This is a genomic window from Paenibacillus sp. NPDC058898, from assembly GCF_049316025.1.
Lineage (GTDB): Bacteria > Bacillota > Bacilli > Paenibacillales > Paenibacillaceae > Paenibacillus_AQ.
In genome coordinates this window covers 321,156-341,221 of sequence record NZ_JBMOSM010000005.1, presented here as the reverse complement: position 1 = coordinate 341,221, position 20,066 = coordinate 321,156, and the positions used below count along the sequence as shown (strand labels likewise).

Below are 20,066 nucleotides of genomic sequence, written 5' to 3'. Positions count from 1 at the left end.
ATGTTGGTTCTATTGTACTGGAACCTGGACGGGGCGACAATACAGATAAAATAGCGCTTACATCGTAGTTTTGGATCATATGTAAGCGCTATTATGTATGCTAACCTTAATGATGCAAGGATTGTTACACTATACATTTTCGAATGAGGTGGGTATTGATGAAAAAACGTGCATGTTGGATCATGGCCGTCGCCTTGCTGTGCTTGATCACGGCGTGCTCCTCGCGGCCGGACGCAATAGAAACAGGCGCAGGCACGAACAACGGCGGCAGCGGCTCCGGCAAAATTGGCTCCGGTGAAGCGAAAGTCACGCTGTCGATGATGGTCAACGTCGCCGATGAGTCGCTTACCGAGGTGTATCGCGGGATCGTGGACGGCTTCACCAAGGAGAATCCCGACATCAGCGTCAACCTCCAGTTTGACAGCACGGGCTATGAGAACACCATGAAGGTCAAAATGGCCGCCAACGACCTGCCTGACATTTTTGATACGCATGGCTGGGCCAAACTCCGTTATGGGGAGTACTTGGCGGATCTGAGGGATGAACCGTGGGCCGCCAATCTCACCGACACGATTCGTGACGTGGTGACGGATGAGGATGGCAAGTTATACGCGCTGGTACTGACCGAAGCGAAGGACGGACTCCTGTACAATGCCGATATGCTGAAGGAATACGGGATCGAGGTGCCAAGCACGTTCGAGGAGTTAATTGCGGCCGGCGAAAAGATCAAGGAAGAAAGTGGAGGCAAGACGAGACCCTTCTATCTCTCGGGCATCGACGATTCGATGATCGGGCAGTACCTGGACAATTTTGCGAGCCCGCTTCTCATTACGGCCCCGAATAATCAAGCCGAGGCTCTCTTGAACGGGACGTTCGACTGGTCCGGCTTCACGCCGCTGGCTCAAAGCTTGGTCGATCTGAAGGAACGGGGCCTTATGAACGAAGACGTTCTGACGGCGAAGCGCAGTGACCTTCCGGCAGCCTTTGCCGCAGGCAAAGCAACGTTCGTGCTGGTAGGGCCTGCATTCATGGATGACGTCCATAAAATTGATCCGAACATAAATATCGGTATTATGCCGGTGCCTTCCATGATCGAAGGCGATACGCCGACATTCGCCGGTGGGGAGCGCAATACGCTTGCGCTGTGGAAGGATTCCAAGCATCCGGATGAAGCCAAGAAGCTGCTACAGTATTTTGCCAAGCCGGAGAATATGGCCAAGCTCTCCAACGTGTCGAAGAACCCTCCCGGGCTCAAGGATGTGCAGACGGACCATGAACTGACCACTTACTATGAACAATACGCCGATATTCGCGTCTTCCCTTATTTTGATCGTGTCTACCTGCCGAACGGCATGTGGGACGTGCTCTGCAAGACGGGCACCGAGCTCCTGGCCGGCCGGGTGACGCCGGAGCAGTTCAGCGAGACCATGAAGGTTGAGGTGGAACGGTTGTCCAAGGAATAAACATGAAGGCGCGCGAAGTGCAGGCAAGCTGCGCTTATGCGCGCCTTATCACTTGGCAAAGAGGAGTGTGAGCGAGAGTGAAGACAGGCATGGCTAGAAGTGAAGCCGCTCCGGTCCGGGGCACCAAACGGTTTACCCATTCGAATTTTATGCTGAACTGGATGTACGTTCCCGCATTGCTGCTGTTTATCGTATTTATTTTTTATCCTTTTTTCCGCGGATTGCTCATTTCCTTCACCGATTGGAACGGGTTCTCTCAGGCGATGAATTACATTGGACTTGATAACTACCATAGAATGCTGACGGATAGCCGAATCCACACCGTTATTCTGAACACGCTTATTTACGGCGTCGGCAGTACGCTTTTTCAGAATATATTGGGCCTCGTGTATGCGCTGTTGTTGAACAAGTACGGCAAAGGCCGGACCTTCGTCAGAGTTATCGTCTATATTCCTGCGATTGTCAGCCCGATCATCATGGGTTATATATGGTATTTCCTGCTCCAGTATAATGGCGGGGCCATCAATGACATCCTCATGCTGTTTACCGGATCACCGGTCAATCTGCTCGCCGAGCCGAACATTAACGTGTGGATCATTATGGTCGTTAACACCTATCAGTACCTTGGGATCGCGATGATGATCTTTCTCTCGGGGCTGCAGGGCATTCCGAAGGATTATTACGAAGCGGCTGAAATCGACGGAGCCACGGCAAAAAACCGGTTCTTCCGGATTACGTTTCCGCTGCTTGCACCGGCCCTCACCACCAGCATCATCCTGAATCTGATTGGGGGATTAAAGCTGTTTGATGTCATTAAAGCGCTGACGAACGGCGGACCGGGGTATGCCTCGGCTTCCCTCTCCACCATGATGTATGAGCTTTATTTTGCCCGTCAGGATGCGGGGCTCGCGGCTGCGCTCGGCAACCTGATGTTTCTGCTCATTACCGTCATCAGTCTGACAGCTCTGTACTTCTTACGTCGAAAGGAGCTGTCCCAATGAAGCATCGAAAGCGTACGTGGATTTATACGATCATCGGTTTTGCCGTGGCGTTGGTGCACATCATCCCTTTTTACATTCTGCTGACCGTTTCTTTCAAGGATATGCGGGACATGAGCTCGAAGTGGCTATTTCCGGGGTACTGGTTTACCGACAACTTCGTAAGCGCCTGGCAGAATGCCCGGCTGGGCCAGGCCTTTCTCAATACCGGTGTCATCACGATATTATCAGTCGTGCTCATACTGGCTTTTGGCTCGCTTGCCGCTTTTCCTCTGGCGCGCTATCAGTCGAAGCTCAATAAATGGGTCTATGGTATATTTGTCAGCGCGCTGATCGTTCCTCCGCTTACGATTCTGGTGCCGCTGTATAAACTGTTCGTGGATATCGGATTTATGAATACGTATCTGGGGATCGTGCTGCTGCATGTGACGTTTCAGCTGTCGATGGCGATTTTCCTCTATACCAGCTTTATCGGAACGATTCCGCGGGAACTCGATGAGGCCGCCATGATCGACGGGGCAACGCGGACCGGGCTGTTCTTCCGGATCATTTTCCCGCTGCTGAAGCCTGTAACGGCTACGATTCTCATCATGAATGCGAACTCGATCTGGAATGACTACCAGTTCTCGCTCTTTTTCCTGCAGGAGCCGGATTCGAGAACGATCACGGTTGCGTTATCCAGCTTCTTCGGAGAGAACAGCGCGCAGATCGGCTGGATTGCGTCAGGCTCGCTGCTGGCTGCCATTCCAAGCATTCTGGTATATATCTTCTTGCAGAAATATTTCGTTGATGGAATTTCGGCAGGTGCCGTGAAGGGTTGAGCGGGTGGTGGGAAATGCACGATTCTTCTATACTCCTGGCATGGTTAACGGTTAAAGGGACAGCTCAAGGGTCGATAACCTTGGGCTGTCCCTTTCGTCTCTCTTTATTTAATGCCGAGCCGCATGCGGTAGCTGAGCATCACGGGAAGTGTCCGCCCCTGGAAGTGCTCCTCGACCAGCGCATGGAACTGTGCGATTTTATCGTTCAATTCGGTTTGTTTCAGCTTGAGCACGGTCTGGATACCGCCTTGACTGACGGCAAGGCCGGTATATCGTTCGGCGGTGAACGGCTCCATATGATGGAATACGATCTCTTTGGAGAACCGGAACACTCCGCTCTCCCGGATATGCTTCAGATGCTCGTTCTTATTCCCTTTATAGGCCTTTTCCTGTGCCTCCACATGGCGGTCGATGATGTCCTCTGCCCATTCGATGAGCTCATGGTAGGATTGCTCGACCTTCCAGGTCAGGCTCGGCGGCCAATCGCAATCATATACTGCGAATATCCCTTCCTCACGCAGTACGCGGGAAACCTCCTTCAACGTACTGGCCGGGTCCATCCAGTGAAAGGATTGGGAGCAGGTGATGATGTCCGCAGACTGATCCGGAAGCGCCAATTGGTTCGAATAGCCGGAGACGAACTTGATGTCGGCAAGCTGCACATCGTGGCTGGCGTCAGCCTCTTGCTGCAGCGATTGCAGTTTGGCCATGGCCTTGCTCCGCATATCGTCATTCGGCTCGACACCGATGACTTGGTCCGCTGCGTCTCTCCATGCAAACAAGGACAGCCCCGTCCCGCATCCCAAGTCGACAACAAGAGAGGGCTCGCGCTCCAAATATCCTGTCAGCAAGGCGACAACCTCCTGGGGTGCTTCGGGGCGATGCTGATCATAGGTATCCTCAAAGCCGGTGAAACGATCCACGTTGCTGGCACGGTTGCCCTCGGGAACGAAATCCTTACTCCACACGTCGGTCATATTCTTGGTCATCATTAGTCATCTCCTTATCCGGGTACATGAATCGGGCATTGCAATTGGCGCTTTCCTGGCTTCCGAGAGTACGGACGAAGGCTCCCATTGCCGTTTTCTGCCGCTTTACTGCCATCATATCATAGGAAAGGAACTTATTAACAGATAGGCTTGACCCAGGGAGTGCCGATGCGGGTACAATAGAGAGATCGAATGAGGAAGAGGGATGCGTATGAAGACACCAATATCACCGAAGGGGATCTTCTTCGATGTGGATGATACATTGTATGACCATCTGGCGCCTTTTCGCGATGCCGTTCAGGAGGTTGCCCGGCCTGATGGTGCGTTTCCTTATGAAGCCGCCTATCACCGGATGCGCTATTACAGCGATAAGCTGTCCGTAGAGCTCGGAGGAGCTGGCACGGCAGCTTATGGGGAAGCGGTTGAGGATATGCGCAGGCGTCGTTTTCAATACGCGTTGGCCGAATTCGGCATACAGCTGACCCTTGAGGAGGCCGAAGCGGTACAGCAGACATACCTGGACAGGCAGTATAACATCACGATGTTTGAAGGCGCCCGGGAGCTGCTTAAGAAATTGGCGGATGGCGGGCATGTCGTTGGGTTGATCACCAACGGGCCGGCGGAACACCAGATGAACAAAATCGCGGCTATGCGGCTGGGTGACCTCATACCGGAGGAGCGTCTGTTCGTATCCGGAGCCGTGGGCTGGGACAAGCCCGATCCGCGGATCTTCCACCATGTGAATCGGCTGACCGGAACGGTGCCGGAGGGCTCCTATTACATCGGGGATTCGTGGCGCAATGATGTGGTTGGCGCCCTGGCTGCGGGCTGGCATGTGATTTGGTTCAATCACCGGAGCGTTGGGCCGGAATCGGAGCATCAACCGCAGCATACCGTGACGAGTTATGGCGAGCTGGAGGGGCTCCTTGATGAGGTTATCGGATAAAAAAATGCTGTGGCGAGCGTAAAGTGCTGCCGGGGCAGGATCGAGTAAAAGAATTATCGTAGCCAGACCCTTTAAGTGGAGGGCTTGGCTTTTTTTGTTGCCCTATATTCAACCAATTGGTTGACTTTGCGGGATTTATCTACTATAGTTAACCACATGGTTGAACAAAATAACGAAGAACAACTGGATCACATCTTCCACGCACTGGCTGACCCGACCCGAAGAGAGATGGTGCGTATGATCGCGGCGCAGGAGCGGACCGTATCCGAGCTGGCCGAGCCGTTTGACATGTCGCTTGCGGCAGCCTCCAAGCATATTAAGGTGCTGGAGCGCTCCGGCCTGCTGGATCGATCCATTCAGGGACGGACACATACCTGTCGTCTCAATCCGGGCGTCATGTCCAGGGCGATGGAATGGCTGCAATTTTACGAACGATTCTGGACCCGGCAATTTGATGCATTGGAACGTGAGCTGAACAAAGCGAAGAAGGAGGAGCATTAACAGGAATACGGCTGAACATCCTGGACAACGATGAGAACTAGGGGGAACAGACGGAATACCACTTTAATAAGAGAAGGATGATTTACATTGGAGAAAGCCTCTACAACTACACTGGTCATGAAACGCTTGTTTGAGGTAGCGCCGGAACGAGTGTTTGATGCCTGGTTAAACCCCGACATGATGCGCAAATGGTTGTTTACGATGGAAACGACGAACAAGATCGCCCGTAATGATCCTCGCGTGGGCGGAACCTGGGAGATTGTTGACGTTCGGGAAGGCAAGGAGTACCGGGCCATTGGGGAGTATCTTGTAATCGACCGGCCGCACAAGCTGGTGCTTACCTTCAGGATGCCCCAGTTCAGCGAAACCGTGGACCAAATAACGGTTGAGTTCAAAGCCGTGGACACAGGATGTGATATGACATTCACGCAAGAGATTGTTGTTCCTCACGAGGAAGATTGGACCGCAGCGGATATCGAGAAGGCGCTCACGGAGTATCATACCCAAACCGAACATGGATGGGGTTATATGTTTGAGGGCTTGAAGCAGCTGCTCGAGACAGGAAATATTAACTACCCATCCTAATCAGATGAACAAGGAGAGTGTATTGTCCATGAAGAGTGTTACCCCGTTTTTGATGTTCCAAGGTAATGCCGAAGAAGCCATGAACCATTACGTTTCCATTATTGAGGATTCCGAAATAACCAGCATTGCCCGTTATGGCCCCAATCAGCCGGGAACCGAGGGAAGCGTTATGCATGCCGCCTTCTCGTTGAAGGGGCAAACGTTCATGTGCATCGACAGCAATGTGAAGCATGATTTTACGTTCACGCCTTCCTTCTCCATCTATCTGACTTGCGAGTCGGAAGCGGAGATCGAGAAGGTGTACGGGGCATTAATTGATGGCGGAGGTGCGATGATGCCGCTGGACAACTATGGATTTAGCCAAAAATTCGGCTGGATCGCGGACAAGTTCGGCGTATCATGGCAGCTTAATCTGCCGAACGAAGCGTAACGTTACGTTACGTAATCGATTCATTAGAGACTGGCCCTAGAGGGGTCCGTCTCTTTTTGCTGCTGATAATGCATCGCCAGCTCGTTGCTCTGCGATCAAGGCCCCGCCGATTTCCATTGCCAACCGAATGGCAGAGTGTAGGGTGTCTCGAAGCTGGCCCCATCTTCGCTTCTTACTCCGTATACTGCTTTCGGAATTGCAGAGGCGATAGGCCGAAACGTGCGGAGAAGCGGCGGGAGAAATAAGGCGGGTATTGAAACCCCACATGCTCCGCAATCCGCGCCATCGACCACTGGGTGGTTAACAGCAGCTGCTTCGCCTGGTCCAGGCGGTATTGCAGCAGGTATTCCGTTGGCGTCACGCCGTGCGATTCTTTCATGCAGCGCGTCAGGTAATTGTAGTGGAAATGCAGGTCGGACGATAAACGTGCGTTGCTGATGGGCTCACGGTAATGCATTTTGATATAGGACTCTACCTGCTCCGCTATTTTGCGTACCCGCGATTGCTCCTGATCCGATCTTGACGGGTCCAGCAGCTCCAGCAGCTCGATAAACAGCGTTTGTTCCCGCCAAAATGCCGTGGACCTCGGTTCCGTTGCCAGCAGGTGCAGGGAATCGAACAGTTGATAGGCTTGCTCCGGATAAGGGATAGGGCCATGCCTCGGCAGCTTTATATTGTGTGAGATCGAATCATCGTCGGCTGCGCTTGATGCCGCGGACTGAAAATGCAGCCAATAAAAGGAGGTTTCCTCTTGGCACCCCTGCACGGCGTAATGGTACGCATCCGGCAATAATACAACGGAGTCCCCTGGGCCAAGCGCCCACTGCATATCCTCCTCGCCCAGGAACAAGCAGCCGCGTTGAACCAGGATGAGATCGAAAACGCCAAGGTTTCTCCGGTTGGGATGCGACTCGCCCGGCATATAATGTGTTTTTCCTGATTCAAGGAAGTAGGGGAGCGGCGGCGAAGGAAAGGAAAGAACACTCCGTTCCGTCATGGTAACACCTCCAGGGAAGTGTGAAATCGTATAAGAAATTAGGTCAATTCTGTTATCGTTTTCATCCTATCATAGAACGTAGAATGGGAAGTGTCGAGGCTTTATCTTATGAATTCCAAAAGGAGTGTATATCCAAGATGATTACTCTTACTTCGCGTTCAGCCGCCGTCCCCCTTAAGCAAGTGAAACTGACGGATCCTTTCTGGTCCCGTTACATAGAACTGGTAAGGGAAGTGGTGATCCCATACCAATATGAAGCTCTCCATGATCGAATTCCGGGTGTGGAACCGAGTTATGGCGTGTCCAATTTTCGAATTGCTGCCGGCAGGGACGAGGGTGAATTTGGCGGCATGGTGTTTCAGGACAGTGATGTCGCCAAATGGCTTGAGGCTGCGGCTTATTCGCTTGCCATTCATCCGGATCTGAAGCTGGAGGAGCAGGTGGATGAGCTGATCGATCTTGTGGCCGCTGCGCAGCAGCCGGATGGCTATCTGAATACGCACTTTACGGTGAAGGAGCCAGAGAAGCGCTGGACCAATCTGACGGATTGTCATGAGCTGTACTGCGCCGGCCATATGATTGAAGCCGGAGTTGCGCATTACCGGGCGACGGGCAAGCGAAAGCTGCTGGATGTGGTGTGCCGCTTGGCGGATTATATCGATACTGTTTTTGGACCCGAGGATGGCAAAATCCATGGGTTCGACGGCCATCAGGAGATTGAGCTGGCACTGGTCAAATTGTACGAGGTAACCCAAGAACCGAGATATTTGAGTCTGAGTCAGTATTTCATAGATGAGCGCGGGACAGAACCCCACTTCTTCCTTCAGGAGTGGGAACAGCGAGGGAAGAAGTCGTTCTACCCCTCTTTACTGCATCCGCCGCATTTGGCTTATCATCAGAGCCACCTGCCGGTCAGGGAACAGAAGGAGGCGGTCGGGCATTCGGTCCGTGCCGTTTACATGTATACGGCGATGGCGGATTTAGCCGCCAGAACGAAAGACCCCGCTCTGCTTGAAGCTTGCGTTAATCTGTGGCATAACATGGTCCGTAAACAGATGTACATTACCGGGGGAATCGGTTCCACCCATCACGGCGAGGCGTTTACCACGGACTATGACCTGCCGAACGATACCGTATACTCGGAGACCTGCGCATCCATTGGGTTGATCTTTTTTGCCCAACGCATGCTGCAGCTGTCACCCAAATCGGAGTATGCGGACGTGATGGAGCGCGCGCTGTTCAACACGGTTATTGGCAGCATGGCACAGGACGGGCGGCATTTCTTCTATGTGAATCCGCTTGAGGTATGGCCTACGGCCTGCCGCCATAATCCGGGCAAATTCCATGTGAAGCCGGTTCGGCCGGGATGGTTCGCCTGCGCTTGTTGCCCGCCGAACGTGGCGAGATTGCTGTCGTCGCTGGGTGAATACGTGTATACGATGAATGACGACACGCTGTATACCCATCTGTACATCGGCGGCGAAGCTGAGGTCCGGTTCGGGGACGTGCCTGTGAAGGTAACCCAGACCAGCGCGCTGCCGTGGGACGGGAATGTTATGCTTACGATTCAACCTGAGCAGGCAGCCGAGTGGACCGTCGCTCTCCGCATTCCGGACTGGTCGCAGGGCAAAGCCGTTATGCGGGTGAACGGGCAAGAGATGGTCGTGGAGGATATTACCGAAGATGGCTATGCCTACGTGAAGAGAGTGTGGGCACCGGGGGACACGGTGGAACTGGCATTCTCGATGGAGATCCATCAAGTAAGAGCTAATCCCAATATAAGGGGGAATGCCGGCAAGGCCGCGATTCAGCGCGGGCCGCTAGTATACTGCCTGGAAAGCGTCGATCATGGAGCGCCGGTATCCTCACTGTCGCTCGCAGGCGATCCGAAGCTTCATTCCCGATTCGATCCGGATCTTCTCGGCGGAGCCGTTGTCATTGAAGGGGATGGATGGCTTGAGGAGTCTGATGATTGGGGCGATGAACTGTATCGTTCCTCTCCGAAAAAGAGGCTTCCTGCGGCATTAAAGGCCATTCCTTACTATTTATGGGGCAACCGTGGCGAGAATGAAATGGCCGTTTGGGTGCGCGAGCTGCCGCACACGGTATAAAGATCGTACAGTCGGCTCTCCCGAATAGGGAGCTGACAGAACAGCCAGCATACAAAGGATGCAATGGTAAAGCATTGACGATGCCAGACCGCATGACGTGAAGGGCTTGCCCAAGGTCGATGGACCTCGGGCAAGCCCTTTTTTAAGCCGAAATGGATATGGGGATGTGTGTTTCCTTGCTTTTATAACAGCTTCTTGATATCCTCTTCAATTTTCTCCGGAGTATCGGTTGGTGCAAAGCGCTTGACCACCCTGCCGCTGCGGTCCACAAGGAACTTGGTGAAGTTCCATTTAATCGCTTTAATGCCCAATGCGCCGGGAGCTTCGCTCGTCAGATGCCGGTAGAGTGGATGAGCGTTCGTGCCATTCACATCAATCTTGGAGAATAACGGGAAGGTGACGCCATGATTGAGCTTGCAGGCCTCCTCGATCGCGGAGTCTTCCTCCAGCTCTTGATTCATGAACTGACTGCTGGGGAAACCGAGAACGGCCAATCCTTGGTCGCGGTAAGTTTGGTGCAGCTTCTCCAGACCGTCGAATTGAGGGGCAAAGCCGCATTTGGTCGCTGTATTGACAATGAGCATGACGTCGCCTTCATAAGATTTGAGCGTTTGGGACTCGCCGCGTATCGTTTTTACTTCATATTCATAGATGGACATCGCCGTAGAACCTCCTCCAATGAGATGTATATACAATCAGAGTATATTCTTTCGCCATGGATTGCAATTTGATAGAACCGGGAGCGGCAGATATGGTTATATGCATGACAAAAGCTGGAATGCAATACATGATGCGGAAATATAGAGAGTAAAATTTTGTATTTTCATCTGGACTAATTTAGGAGATATATGGTAGTAGTAGAATAAGTATTTAAGCAGATGAAACAAGAGGTACTGCTGAAACTATGTGTGGGAGGACTTTATGAGATTAAAAACACAAATGCTCAAAACGACGGTAACCAGCCTGCTCGCTTTTATGTTCATCGTCCTCATTGTCCTGGTTCCGAGGGATTTGAATCTGTCGCTGGACAGCAATTTGTGGGTGACGAATTATTCCTTTGATCTGGGTGAGTATGTTACGTATATTCGCGATTATTTTGCAAATGCCGTTCAGAACGGGACGCTGGGGGAATCGCAGTATACCGGCCAGTCTTCGGAAGCCGCCGCTTTTGGAGCCGTCGGTAAAAGCCTGCTCGTTATTGTATCCGCTTTAATCATTGGATTCGTGTTCGGCATTCTGAAGGGAGTCCTTGACTACAAATTGTCCAAGACCAAATTCAATGTGCTGGGACACTGGACCACATGGCTGTTCCAATCCATTCCGGATTTTTTTCTGATGCTGATCGCCCAGTGGGTGCTCATTAAGTATGTTCCAGCTATCCGCTATTTTGCGGTTGATGGCTGGGAGGCTTTCGTGCTGCCTTCGCTGCTCGTGTCGATTTACCCGATTTTCTTCATTGCTCGAATCACTTCGGCTTCTCTGCTTGCACAGGAGGGAAAGTTATACATACTGCTGGCTAAAGCCAAGGGGCTTAGTGACCGGAAGGTCGTATACAAACATATGCTGCGCAACGGCATCGCGACCATCCTGACCCATCTTCCGGGCCTGCTCGTCTTCATATTGTCCAACCTGCTCGTCGTGGAATATTACCGCAACTATCCGGGAGCGGCATGGAGACTGTTTCAGGCGCTGGACTTCAACACGTTCAGCGGCACCGGGTCCAATTATGAGCCGGGGGTCATTATTTATATCACGTTTTCTTTCATGGTGCTGTTCATGATCGTTCAATGGATCAGTCAATCAGCACGCAAATACTTTGATCCACGATAAGAAATGAGGTGAGTCGACTTGAAGAATGTCCCTTTATGGATTGGCGGCACGCTGCTGGCCTTCTTTGTTTTTGTTATGCTGGCGGGGCCGTATATGCCCTTTATCGATAAAGAGTTGAAACAGGAAACCTCCAGATGGGTGATGAAGGACGGGAAGCAGAAGCTGACGCTTCCGCCCTTTAAACCTTCTTCGAAGAACTGGCTGGGATCGGATAAGAAGGGGGTCGATAACCTGAGCAAGCTCGTTGTGACCGCTAAGGATACGATCCTGCTTGTGCTGGGGATTACGGCTGTTCGATATGCGATAGGTGTGCCCTTGGGATTGATCGCTCGTAAGAAAAAAGGCTTCACCCACCGGTTCATTACCTTCTGGAACCAGTTGTGCTCCTATTTGCCGCCGGTCTTCGCCTCGGCCCTGCTGCTTGCGCTTCCGTTCTTTCTCTTCTCCCAGCAGCGGATGGGCTGGGCCATACTGATTCTGGCCAGCGTTGAAGCCGGACGTGTTGCGATAACGATACAGCAGCAGGCCCACAAAATGGCAAGCGAGCCTTACATGGAGGCCGGAACCGCCTTAGGACTTCGCACGAGGACATTGACCAAGAATTATTATATTCCGGTCATGTTCCCCGAGGTGATCGTCAACTTCTGTTTGGATATGGGAAAGGTCATGCTGCTGCTTGGCCAACTTGCGATCGTGAACATCTTTCTTGGTCATGAGTGGAAGGAAGTTAATTATTATGTCATGGAATTTGTGGAGACCGGGTATAACTGGGCGACGATTCTGTCCAAGAATCGAGCGGATATATGGTTAGGAAAGTTCCAATTCGTTGTCTATCCCGCATTTGCGATGATGCTGCTAATCATCACGTTCAACCTGTTAGGCGAGGGCCTGCGCCGTCGTTATCAGGTTAAAGGCTGATCGGTACGTAGCCGTTAACGCGAAAAACCGGAAGGATGAGGACTTGCGCCAGGTGTTTTCCTACACATTAGGAGTGCTGGCGAAACCCATCCTTCCGGTCTTTTTTTTGTTCAAATGCTGCTGCTTACCCTTTTACGGGAATATCCGGATGAGCCCAGACAGATACACTGCCGCCGTTCACCGGAAAAGAAGCGAAACCATCCTTGCCGATCGTTATGCGATCCTTCCGGGTGCGGGTCAGATCCACCCATACCTCTCCGGCTCGATGCTCGCCGACAAACATCCGCTTATCCCCGGCTTCGCCATTGGCAATGACCACCGCGCAGCCGGAGAACTCGATTTCCTGGATGCCGCGGCGAACCCAGCCTATCGTATTCGGATGGTCAAAATAATCATCCTGCTCGCCATACGCCCGATTCGCTCTGGCATAGAGCAGCGGGTCAATCGCTTCCCTTTTGCCGGGAATGGGCTTCTCGCCGCCGATTCCGTAATAATCGCCATAGAAGACGGAAGGATAACCGTCCTTTCGCAGCAGGATTAACGCATAAGCGCTCTGCTTGAACCAATCCTCCACCCAGGATTCCAGCGATTCCTGAGGCTGTGAGTCGTGGTTGTCCACAAACGTGACAGCATTCATCGGGTGCGATTGCACAAGCGTATCGTCAAAGATCGTCCGCAGGTCAAAGGAACGGCCGGCTTTGGAGGCCGCTTGGAGTTTATAGTGAAGAGACACGTCAAACAGATCGATCCTGTAATCCACCGTATCCAGAAAGTTTCGGCAGTCTTGAAGCTCGGGATTCCAGAACTCGCCCACGATGTAAAAATCATCTCCACGCTTTTTCTTCATGGCGGTGGCAAATTCTTTAATGAAGTCATGGTTAATATGTTTGATCGCATCCAGCCGGAAACCACTGCATTGCAGCGTATCCACCAGCCACTTGCCCCATGCCACCATTTCCTGGCGTACATCCGGATGACTGTAATCAATGTTGGCAAACATCAGGTAGTCGTAATTGCCGAATTCATTGTCAACGTTATCGCTCCATGACTTATTCTCGCCGACGATCCGGTAAATGCCTGAACGTTTGCTGATATCGTCATAATCGGTACCGTTAAAATGCGTGAAATTCCATTGAAACGAGGAGTATTGATCCCCTCGGCCAGGGAAGGTGAATTTGGTCCAGCCTTCAATCTCGAATGGCTTGGATATATCTTTGGTCCGATCCATCTCGTCGACCTGCACAACCCGAAACCGCTCGGTTTCATCTGCGCCCGCCTTATGGTTCATGACCAGATCCACATAGACGGCAATTCCGTTCTTGTGGCAGGCCGCAATGGCCTCGATCAATTCCTGTTTGGTTCCATACTTCGTGCGAACCGTTCCCTTCTGGTCGAACTCTCCCAGATCATACAGGTCGTATACGCCATAACCATTGTCCTCAGCGGACGATGCCTTCGTCACCGGAGGAATCCATACCGCATCGATCCCTGCCTTGCTCAGCTCCGGGGCTGCGTTCTTGAGTCGGTTCCAGTGCGAGCCATCGGCAGCAACATGCCATTCGAAGAATTGCATAATCGTATGATTTCGTTGCATACATCCATCTCCTCTATCATGATAGCTCTGCATGAATACTGCATACTAAGCTCAAATACCCAAGAAAGCAGGGGAGCTAAACCTTCCACCTGGAATGGGCGGACCGCCTACATTTAGTTTTACCCTAAAATGGAAAGAAAAAGACGGGGGTTTCTTGGGAGACTTGGAGAATCTGCGTCGCGGGTTTTTGATTTGGGGGAGGATCGTAAGCTCTACACATTGGGAGACTTGTTCATAGGGAGTCTTTGGCATGAGGGTGTTCATCAAGGAGTGATTGATAGCCTTAGAAGATCCATCTAATGTGTGAAGAGGCAAATCAAAGCGAATACCTTCATGCCGCCTGGATAAGCTCCGGTAATAAGGAAGCGAGGGGAGGAAGATCCCGAAACCGGCGGCAACACACGCCCCCCAGGCTGATCATGTACGAAAAAAACACCATCCCCTGCGCAAAAGTTCAACGCTAGGGATGGTGTTCGTTCCTTACACACTGGCTGCCTTCCGCTTACTTATGCCATGGCATAAGTAAGCAGGATCAGCAGCACGGTGGTGATGGACATGGCCAGCAGCGGCCGCCAGGCACCGCGTATATCCTTCAAGTGGACATTCAGGCCAAGTCCCACCATGGCCATGGCAAGAATGAAGGAGGCTGCCTGAGAGATCCAATCCTTGATTGGCAGGGGAATGATCGGTTGTCCGGTAAATTCCCAGCTCCCCAGTACACTCGCTGCCATGAAGCCCAGCAGGAACCAGGGAAACTCCATCCGTGTTTGACTCTGTAAACGCCCGGTGCGCTTCATCCAGACCATGAGTGCGATACTGAGTGGTACAAGCAAAAATACGCGTCCCAGCTTGGCAAGCAGACTAATCGCAAGGGCGTCCTCACCTGCCGGAGCAGCTGCCAGTGCCACATGGGCGATTTCATGAAGACTTACGCCAGACCACACGCCGTATTGAGTGTCTGTTAAAGGAAGCAGCGGCTGGACAAGGGTATATCCGATAGCAACGATGGTTCCAAGAAAGGCGATAAGCCCTGCTCCAAGCGCGGTGTCCTTCTCCTTCGCCTTGAGAATCGGGGACACGGCAGCAATGGCCGCCGCACCGCATACGCCGGTTCCAATGCCGAGCAGGAGGGACAGGGACATATCGGCCTTCAGCCATTTGGCAATCAGCAGGGTAAGCGCAATGGCAAATACAACGCTGATGACATCCCTCATCATTAAACCAAGGCCTTGCTGGAACACGATGCCGATATTCAGCTTTAAGCCATATAGTATGATCGCTACACGCAGCAGCCGCTTGGCCGTGAATTGGATTCCAATGCGAAGTCTCTCCGGGTAACCGCGCAACTGCCGGTATATCGCGGCGATGAGAATCGCCCATGCGAGCTGGCCAAGGTAGCCAAGGCCTGGCACGCTTGCTAATGCGTAACCGATGAGGGCGATGACAAAGGTAAAGGCAATGCCGCCTGCGGCTGCGGGCAGCGTATGCTGTGTCCATCGAACCAGGCGATGGACGTGTTCTTGTGATTTGGAATAAGCTGGCTCTGTCATAAGATGTAACCTCCGATTCGTTCGGTTGGTCTGAACCCATCGTATCTCATTCCACTGGATAAGAAAAATAAATCATTATGATGATCATCATAAGTGATAAGTTATGATAATATAACTCATAACCATTCGTGGATATTGCAAACGAAGGAGGCCAAAAGCGTGGATCCAACATTGAAGGTATTCGTTACGGTGGTAGAGAAGGGGAATTTCACCCGTGCGGCCGAGGAACTGCTGATGACACAGCCCGCGGTAAGCCAATATATCCAAGCGCTCGAGCGGTCTGTTGGCACCAAGCTGCTGGAAAGAACCAATAAATATGTCCGGCTGACGAAAGCCGGAGAGATCGTGTACCATCATGCGAAGGACATTCTGGGTCTGTACACACGTATGAACACGCTTGTGGACGATTTGATGCATCGGGCAAGCGGCAATTTGTCCATTGGCTCCAGCTACACCTTTGGGGAATACATGCTGCCGCACTTGATCGCTTATATGAGGGAACATTATCCCTTGATCCGCCCATCGATTATGATCGGGAACACCACGGAGGTGGCGGAGATGATACTGCGCCATGAGGCGGATATCGGCATCGTGGAGGGGGATTATCAGGATGATAAGCTGCATATCGAGGCCTTTGCCGAGGATGAGATGGTGGTGATGGTTCCCCGTGTTGGGCGGTATGACCATCTGCAAGAGCTATCGCTCTCCGAACTTGCGGATGAGACCTGGATTGTCAGAGAAGCTGGATCAGGCACCCGCGCGGCAACGGAGCGGATGTTCTCACGGTATCATATTCACCCTCAGCATATCGTGGAGTTTGGAAGCACCCAGCTGATCAAGGAATCCGTGGAGGCAGGCCTTGGCGTCACGCTGCTGTCGCGATGGGCGGTGCGCAAGGAGGTTCAGCTCGGAACGCTGCATATGCTGCTACCGAACGGCAAGCCGGTGGCCCGGCAGTTCTCATGGATTACACAGAAGACACCTTATCATACCAAGGCGGTTGAGGTATTTCTCGAGCTTCTGCATCATAAACGCGGTTTCCCCAAGGGAGTCTAAAGGAAGAGAACGATCTCGGTGCAAGAACATCCCGGTTTTAGGGGATGTTTTTTTGTTCGGGCATGATTACAAACGCCGTAAATGGTTAAAAATAGATACTAAAATCCTTAGAATAACAAACCATGTAACGAATGATGTGAAAATCGGACGCAAGGGGGTGTTAAGCGATGAGAACATTTAATACAATTGCTTTGCTGTTATTGATTATTGGGGGCATTAACTGGCTTTTGGTCGGCCTGTTTCAATACGACCTGGTAGCTGCATTATTTGGAGGACAGAGCTCCGCAGGGTCCCGTATTATCTATACGATTGTCGGTCTGTGTGCATTGTACTCGATCCGCTTCTTTGGTGATGTTACGAATGACGACCGAAAGACAGCTAGATGAGTTACATTTAATGACATATAAATGACATAAATAAAGAGAGATATCGATTCTCTCCTAGATGAAAAAAGCCGTTCCGTGTTCAGGAATGGCTTTTTTTGTGTGCAAATTCTAAGATGGTCAATGAATTGTAAACCTCATGTAAGGTGCAAGATCAACATATACAGTATGAAATTTCCAGTGTTTATGAGGCTTTGTATGCTCTATAGTTAAAGATAAAAACGACATATTTACGGAGTTCGGAAGGAACTCCTAGAATAAAGCCAAGCCATTGCAGCGAAATAATCGGAAGTTAACAGTATGGAAGGAAACATTACATTTCATCTGTCATCAGCCTCTTTTTTTGCGTAAGCAGTGAAAAAGGACTCCTCCACCATAAGGAAAGAGTCCGGAACGAATAGCGAAATAAAGACACGCTGAGGGGGAGTGAGGCTGTTAGGCTCAGGCAAGTTTCTGCTTCCTTTAGGAGTGGAATGCTTTGTACATTGCATCCAGCAGGTTGTGTGTCGCATCACAGCTGTATTCCCAGAACATAATACCAGCCAAGCCTTGATCTTGTATATATTTGCATTTATGGGTCAGGGATTCGGCATCATCGTAAGTGATGAAGCTGCTGCCGTCGAATAAATAGGGTGTTTTGGCTTCATCGTCCCAGTACCGCTTATATGAAGGATTGTTAAAATACTCGGCTGCGAGCTGGGTATAGGTCGGACCGTAACCACCAGAAGATGGAGCTACCTGGAGGTAACCGTTGTTGACATCCGGCACATCCGTCCACTTCCTGGAGTAGAATGCGGCGCCGATCACGATTTTTTCGCGCGGCACACCGGCTAGGGTGAACAGGCGGACGGAAGCATCGACACTGATTCGGAACAGATCGCCGGTGGAGGTGTACAGGTTGGTGTGATGGCCCGTCATCGTCTGGAATCCGCCGCGCATGTCGTACGTCATCAGCTGAATGAAGTCGAGATAGGGGTGGATGTTATGGATCTCGGTGCCATCGATATAATATTGATCGGCTCCGGCCGCGATCGTGAGCAGATAGTGCTTCTTGCCCCGCCCGTACTGATCCAGTGTTTCCCGGAGCTCCTTCAGCAGCAGTGTGAAGTTCTCCTTGTCACTTGGCGATGCCTTCGTTCCGGCTATCGAGTAGCATGGATACTCCCAGTCCAGGTCAATGCCGTCGAATGGAAACTCTTGCAGCAGCTTGATCGCTGATTCGCACACGGTTTGTCTTCCTTCGGGTGTGGCTGCAGCTTCCGAGAATCCGTCGGAGCCCCAACCGCCAACGGACAGCAGAACGGTTAACTGGGGATTGACGGCTTTCAGACGTTGGATCTCATAGATGGTGTTCGTATCGGTATACGTAATCTTGTCTTGTTGGATATGGGCGAAAGCGATATTCAAGTGAGTGAGCCGCTTGGCATCTTCGGAAGTGATCTTGGATAAAACCTTGCGCCCTGCGTAGCCGGCTAAAATCCAGGAGGATGGCAACATGCGTAATACCTCATTTCTTTTAGAATATGTCAGTTTTGCTTTTACGGTTTATTTTTCCAACTTACGGTCAGATATGACATCTGTCAAGGCTCATCCCATTGGCCAGAATGACAATTTACCGGAGGGGAAGGGGTCAAAAACCACATGTTTTCTTGCCCGAAAACGACAATGAAAAGCGTGGGAGGGACGTAAAAAGCCCGTCATACCAATGCTTGAAGCCGTTTTCATTAGACCATTGAAAATGACATATTTACGGATAGTGCCGCGGTCCATACACTTGGTATGTAAGCGTTAACATTTCTGAAGCGGGCGAAAATCCGCACGCTAAGGAGTGGTCAGGAAGGCTCTTTCTTTTACATTAAACAGGGGTGCTTTTCCGAAAAAAATGGCCGGATTTTCATTAGAAAAGGAGGGGGCAACCTATGCAGCAAGATGGTCAATCCGCCCTGTCGCAAAGCTTATCGGTTAACACGATGCCGAATCGTAAGAAAAATACATTATGGAGGAGGATGATTCGAAACTGGGAGTTGTATTTGTTTATAGCTCCGGCATTTCTGTATTTTGTCATTTTCCATTATGGCCCGATGTACGGGATCCAAATCGCCTTCAAAAACTTCATCCCGACGTTGGGAATAACGGGAAGCCCGTGGGTCGGATTCGACCACTTCGAACGCTTCTTTAACTCTTATTACTTCTGGGATTTGCTCTGGAATACCTTGAGCATCAGCTTGTATGAGCTGGCTATCGGGTTTCCGCTGCCCATCATTCTGGCACTGGCCTTCAATGAAGTGAAGGATTCGTTCTTTAAACGTACCGTACAGACCGTCACATATGCACCGCATTTTATTTCGGTCGTTGTCATGTCCGGTATGATCATTACCTTCTTGTCGCCTTCGTCCGGCATGATTGTTAACTTTGTGGAAATGCTTGGCTTTCAGGCGCCTCAATTCCTGACGGACCCTGCATGGTTCAAGACGGTGTATGTGCTGTCCGGCGTCTGGCAGAGTGCAGGCTGGGGTACCATTATATATCTCGCAGCCTTATCGGGTGTCGATCCTCAGCTGCATGAAGCAGCTGTCGTGGACGGAGCAAGCCGGTTCAAACGGATTCTGCACATCAACATCCCGGCGATTATACCAACGATTACCATCCTGTTGATCCTGAATATGGGCAGCATTTTGGGCGTCGGATTCGAGAAAATCCTGCTGCTGCAGAACCCGCTGAATATGAGCTCTTCCGATGTCATCTCGACTTTTGTTTATCGTTCCGGTCTGGTTGACGCACAGTACAGCTTCTCTACCGCCGTCGGATTGTTCAATTCGGTCATTAATGCGATTCTGCTGATTGCGGTGAACCAAATCGCTCGTCGCACCAGCGAAAACAGTCTGTGGTAGAAG

At 51.4% G+C, this 20,066-nt stretch carries 19 protein-coding genes; 13 read left to right on the top strand and 6 right to left on the bottom strand.

Features of this window, described 5'->3' with window-relative positions:
• The first annotated feature begins 158 nt into the window (after nt 1–158).
• The 3 genes from ACOZB4_RS16375 (at nt 159) to ACOZB4_RS16365 (ending at nt 3,282) form a co-directional block, all read left to right on the top strand.
• A complete protein-coding gene (locus tag ACOZB4_RS16375) occupies nt 159–1,463 on the top strand; it encodes an ABC transporter substrate-binding protein (RefSeq protein ID WP_213647137.1) in 1,305 nt (434 codons plus the stop codon).
• A gap of 89 nt (nt 1,464–1,552) precedes the next feature.
• On the top strand, nt 1,553–2,464 hold the full coding sequence (locus ACOZB4_RS16370; RefSeq protein ID WP_076324074.1) for a carbohydrate ABC transporter permease: 912 nt from the start codon (nt 1,553–1,555) through the stop codon (nt 2,462–2,464).
• The gene (locus tag ACOZB4_RS16365) at nt 2,461–3,282 is read left to right on the top strand and encodes a carbohydrate ABC transporter permease (RefSeq protein WP_098749358.1); all 822 of its coding nucleotides are present in this window, start codon (nt 2,461–2,463) and stop codon (nt 3,280–3,282) included. Before ACOZB4_RS16370 ends, ACOZB4_RS16365 begins: the two co-directional genes overlap by 4 nt.
• 104 nt (nt 3,283–3,386) lie before the next feature.
• On the opposite strand, the gene ACOZB4_RS16360 is transcribed toward ACOZB4_RS16365, so the two are convergent.
• A complete protein-coding gene (locus ACOZB4_RS16360) occupies nt 3,387–4,271 on the bottom strand; it encodes a class I SAM-dependent methyltransferase (RefSeq protein ID WP_379414657.1) in 885 nt (294 codons plus the stop codon).
• Nucleotides 4,272–4,476: 205 nt separating this feature from the next.
• Here ACOZB4_RS16360 and ACOZB4_RS16355 point away from each other — a divergent pair, with 205 nt between their 5' ends.
• The 4 genes from ACOZB4_RS16355 to ACOZB4_RS16340 all read left to right on the top strand — a co-directional run bounded on the left by ACOZB4_RS16355 (nt 4,477) and on the right by ACOZB4_RS16340 (nt 6,733).
• Entirely contained in the window at nt 4,477–5,217 is a 741-nt protein-coding gene (locus tag ACOZB4_RS16355; protein WP_379414616.1) for an HAD family hydrolase, read from the top strand.
• Nucleotides 5,218–5,373: 156 nt separating this feature from the next.
• The gene (locus ACOZB4_RS16350; RefSeq protein WP_098749621.1) at nt 5,374–5,718 is read left to right on the top strand and encodes an ArsR/SmtB family transcription factor; all 345 of its coding nucleotides are present in this window, start codon (nt 5,374–5,376) and stop codon (nt 5,716–5,718) included.
• An 87-nt stretch (nt 5,719–5,805) separates the two neighbouring features.
• Nucleotides 5,806–6,303 carry an SRPBCC family protein gene (locus ACOZB4_RS16345; RefSeq protein ID WP_379414615.1) on the top strand — a complete coding sequence of 166 codons (498 nt, stop codon included), beginning with the start codon at nt 5,806–5,808 and terminating at the stop codon, nt 6,301–6,303.
• A 28-nt stretch (nt 6,304–6,331) separates the two neighbouring features.
• Entirely contained in the window at nt 6,332–6,733 is a 402-nt protein-coding gene (locus ACOZB4_RS16340) for a VOC family protein (protein WP_076323841.1), read from the top strand.
• A 172-nt stretch (nt 6,734–6,905) separates the two neighbouring features.
• Here ACOZB4_RS16340 and ACOZB4_RS16335 read toward each other — a convergent pair whose 3' ends face one another.
• Nucleotides 6,906–7,730 carry a helix-turn-helix domain-containing protein gene (locus tag ACOZB4_RS16335; protein WP_379414614.1) on the bottom strand — a complete coding sequence of 275 codons (825 nt, stop codon included), beginning with the start codon at nt 7,728–7,730 and terminating at the stop codon, nt 6,906–6,908.
• A 137-nt stretch (nt 7,731–7,867) separates the two neighbouring features.
• On the opposite strand from ACOZB4_RS16335, the gene ACOZB4_RS16330 reads away from it, so the two are divergent.
• Nucleotides 7,868–9,841: a glycoside hydrolase family 127 protein gene (locus ACOZB4_RS16330; RefSeq protein ID WP_379414613.1), complete on the top strand. Its 1,974-nt coding sequence runs from the start codon at nt 7,868–7,870 to the stop codon at nt 9,839–9,841.
• A 182-nt stretch (nt 9,842–10,023) separates the two neighbouring features.
• On the opposite strand, the gene ACOZB4_RS16325 is transcribed toward ACOZB4_RS16330, so the two are convergent.
• Complete coding sequence (locus ACOZB4_RS16325; protein ID WP_339268689.1) at nt 10,024–10,500, bottom strand: glutathione peroxidase; 477 nt, start codon at nt 10,498–10,500, stop codon at nt 10,024–10,026.
• A gap of 262 nt (nt 10,501–10,762) precedes the next feature.
• Here ACOZB4_RS16325 and ACOZB4_RS16320 point away from each other — a divergent pair, with 262 nt between their 5' ends.
• Both ACOZB4_RS16320 and ACOZB4_RS16315 read left to right on the top strand, forming a co-directional pair.
• The gene (locus tag ACOZB4_RS16320; protein WP_379414612.1) at nt 10,763–11,671 is read left to right on the top strand and encodes an ABC transporter permease subunit; all 909 of its coding nucleotides are present in this window, start codon (nt 10,763–10,765) and stop codon (nt 11,669–11,671) included.
• An 18-nt stretch (nt 11,672–11,689) separates the two neighbouring features.
• On the top strand, nt 11,690–12,589 hold the full coding sequence (locus ACOZB4_RS16315) for an ABC transporter permease subunit (RefSeq protein ID WP_339268685.1): 900 nt from the start codon (nt 11,690–11,692) through the stop codon (nt 12,587–12,589).
• Between the two features lie 124 nt (nt 12,590–12,713).
• On the opposite strand, the gene ACOZB4_RS16310 is transcribed toward ACOZB4_RS16315, so the two are convergent.
• Both ACOZB4_RS16310 and ACOZB4_RS16305 read right to left on the bottom strand, forming a co-directional pair.
• Nucleotides 12,714–14,183, bottom strand: coding sequence for an alpha-amylase (locus ACOZB4_RS16310; protein WP_379414611.1), 1,470 nt, complete (start codon nt 14,181–14,183; stop codon nt 12,714–12,716).
• A 506-nt stretch (nt 14,184–14,689) separates the two neighbouring features.
• The gene (locus ACOZB4_RS16305; protein ID WP_215161362.1) at nt 14,690–15,733 is read right to left on the bottom strand and encodes a YeiH family protein; all 1,044 of its coding nucleotides are present in this window, start codon (nt 15,731–15,733) and stop codon (nt 14,690–14,692) included.
• Nucleotides 15,734–15,892: 159 nt separating this feature from the next.
• Between ACOZB4_RS16305 and ACOZB4_RS16300 the strand changes: the two genes are divergently transcribed.
• Together ACOZB4_RS16300 and ACOZB4_RS16295 are read left to right on the top strand one after the other, a co-directional pair.
• On the top strand, nt 15,893–16,789 hold the full coding sequence (locus ACOZB4_RS16300) for a LysR family transcriptional regulator (RefSeq protein WP_379414610.1): 897 nt from the start codon (nt 15,893–15,895) through the stop codon (nt 16,787–16,789).
• Between the two features lie 167 nt (nt 16,790–16,956).
• On the top strand, nt 16,957–17,175 hold the full coding sequence (locus tag ACOZB4_RS16295) for a DUF378 domain-containing protein (RefSeq protein WP_339268677.1): 219 nt from the start codon (nt 16,957–16,959) through the stop codon (nt 17,173–17,175).
• 459 nt (nt 17,176–17,634) lie between these two features.
• Here ACOZB4_RS16295 and ACOZB4_RS16290 read toward each other — a convergent pair whose 3' ends face one another.
• Complete coding sequence (locus ACOZB4_RS16290; protein ID WP_379414609.1) at nt 17,635–18,669, bottom strand: glycoside hydrolase family 18 protein; 1,035 nt, start codon at nt 18,667–18,669, stop codon at nt 17,635–17,637.
• Between the two features lie 422 nt (nt 18,670–19,091).
• Here ACOZB4_RS16290 and ACOZB4_RS16285 point away from each other — a divergent pair, with 422 nt between their 5' ends.
• Nucleotides 19,092–20,063: an ABC transporter permease gene (locus ACOZB4_RS16285; RefSeq protein WP_076323853.1), complete on the top strand. Its 972-nt coding sequence runs from the start codon at nt 19,092–19,094 to the stop codon at nt 20,061–20,063.
• The last annotated feature ends 3 nt before the right edge of the window (nt 20,064–20,066 follow it).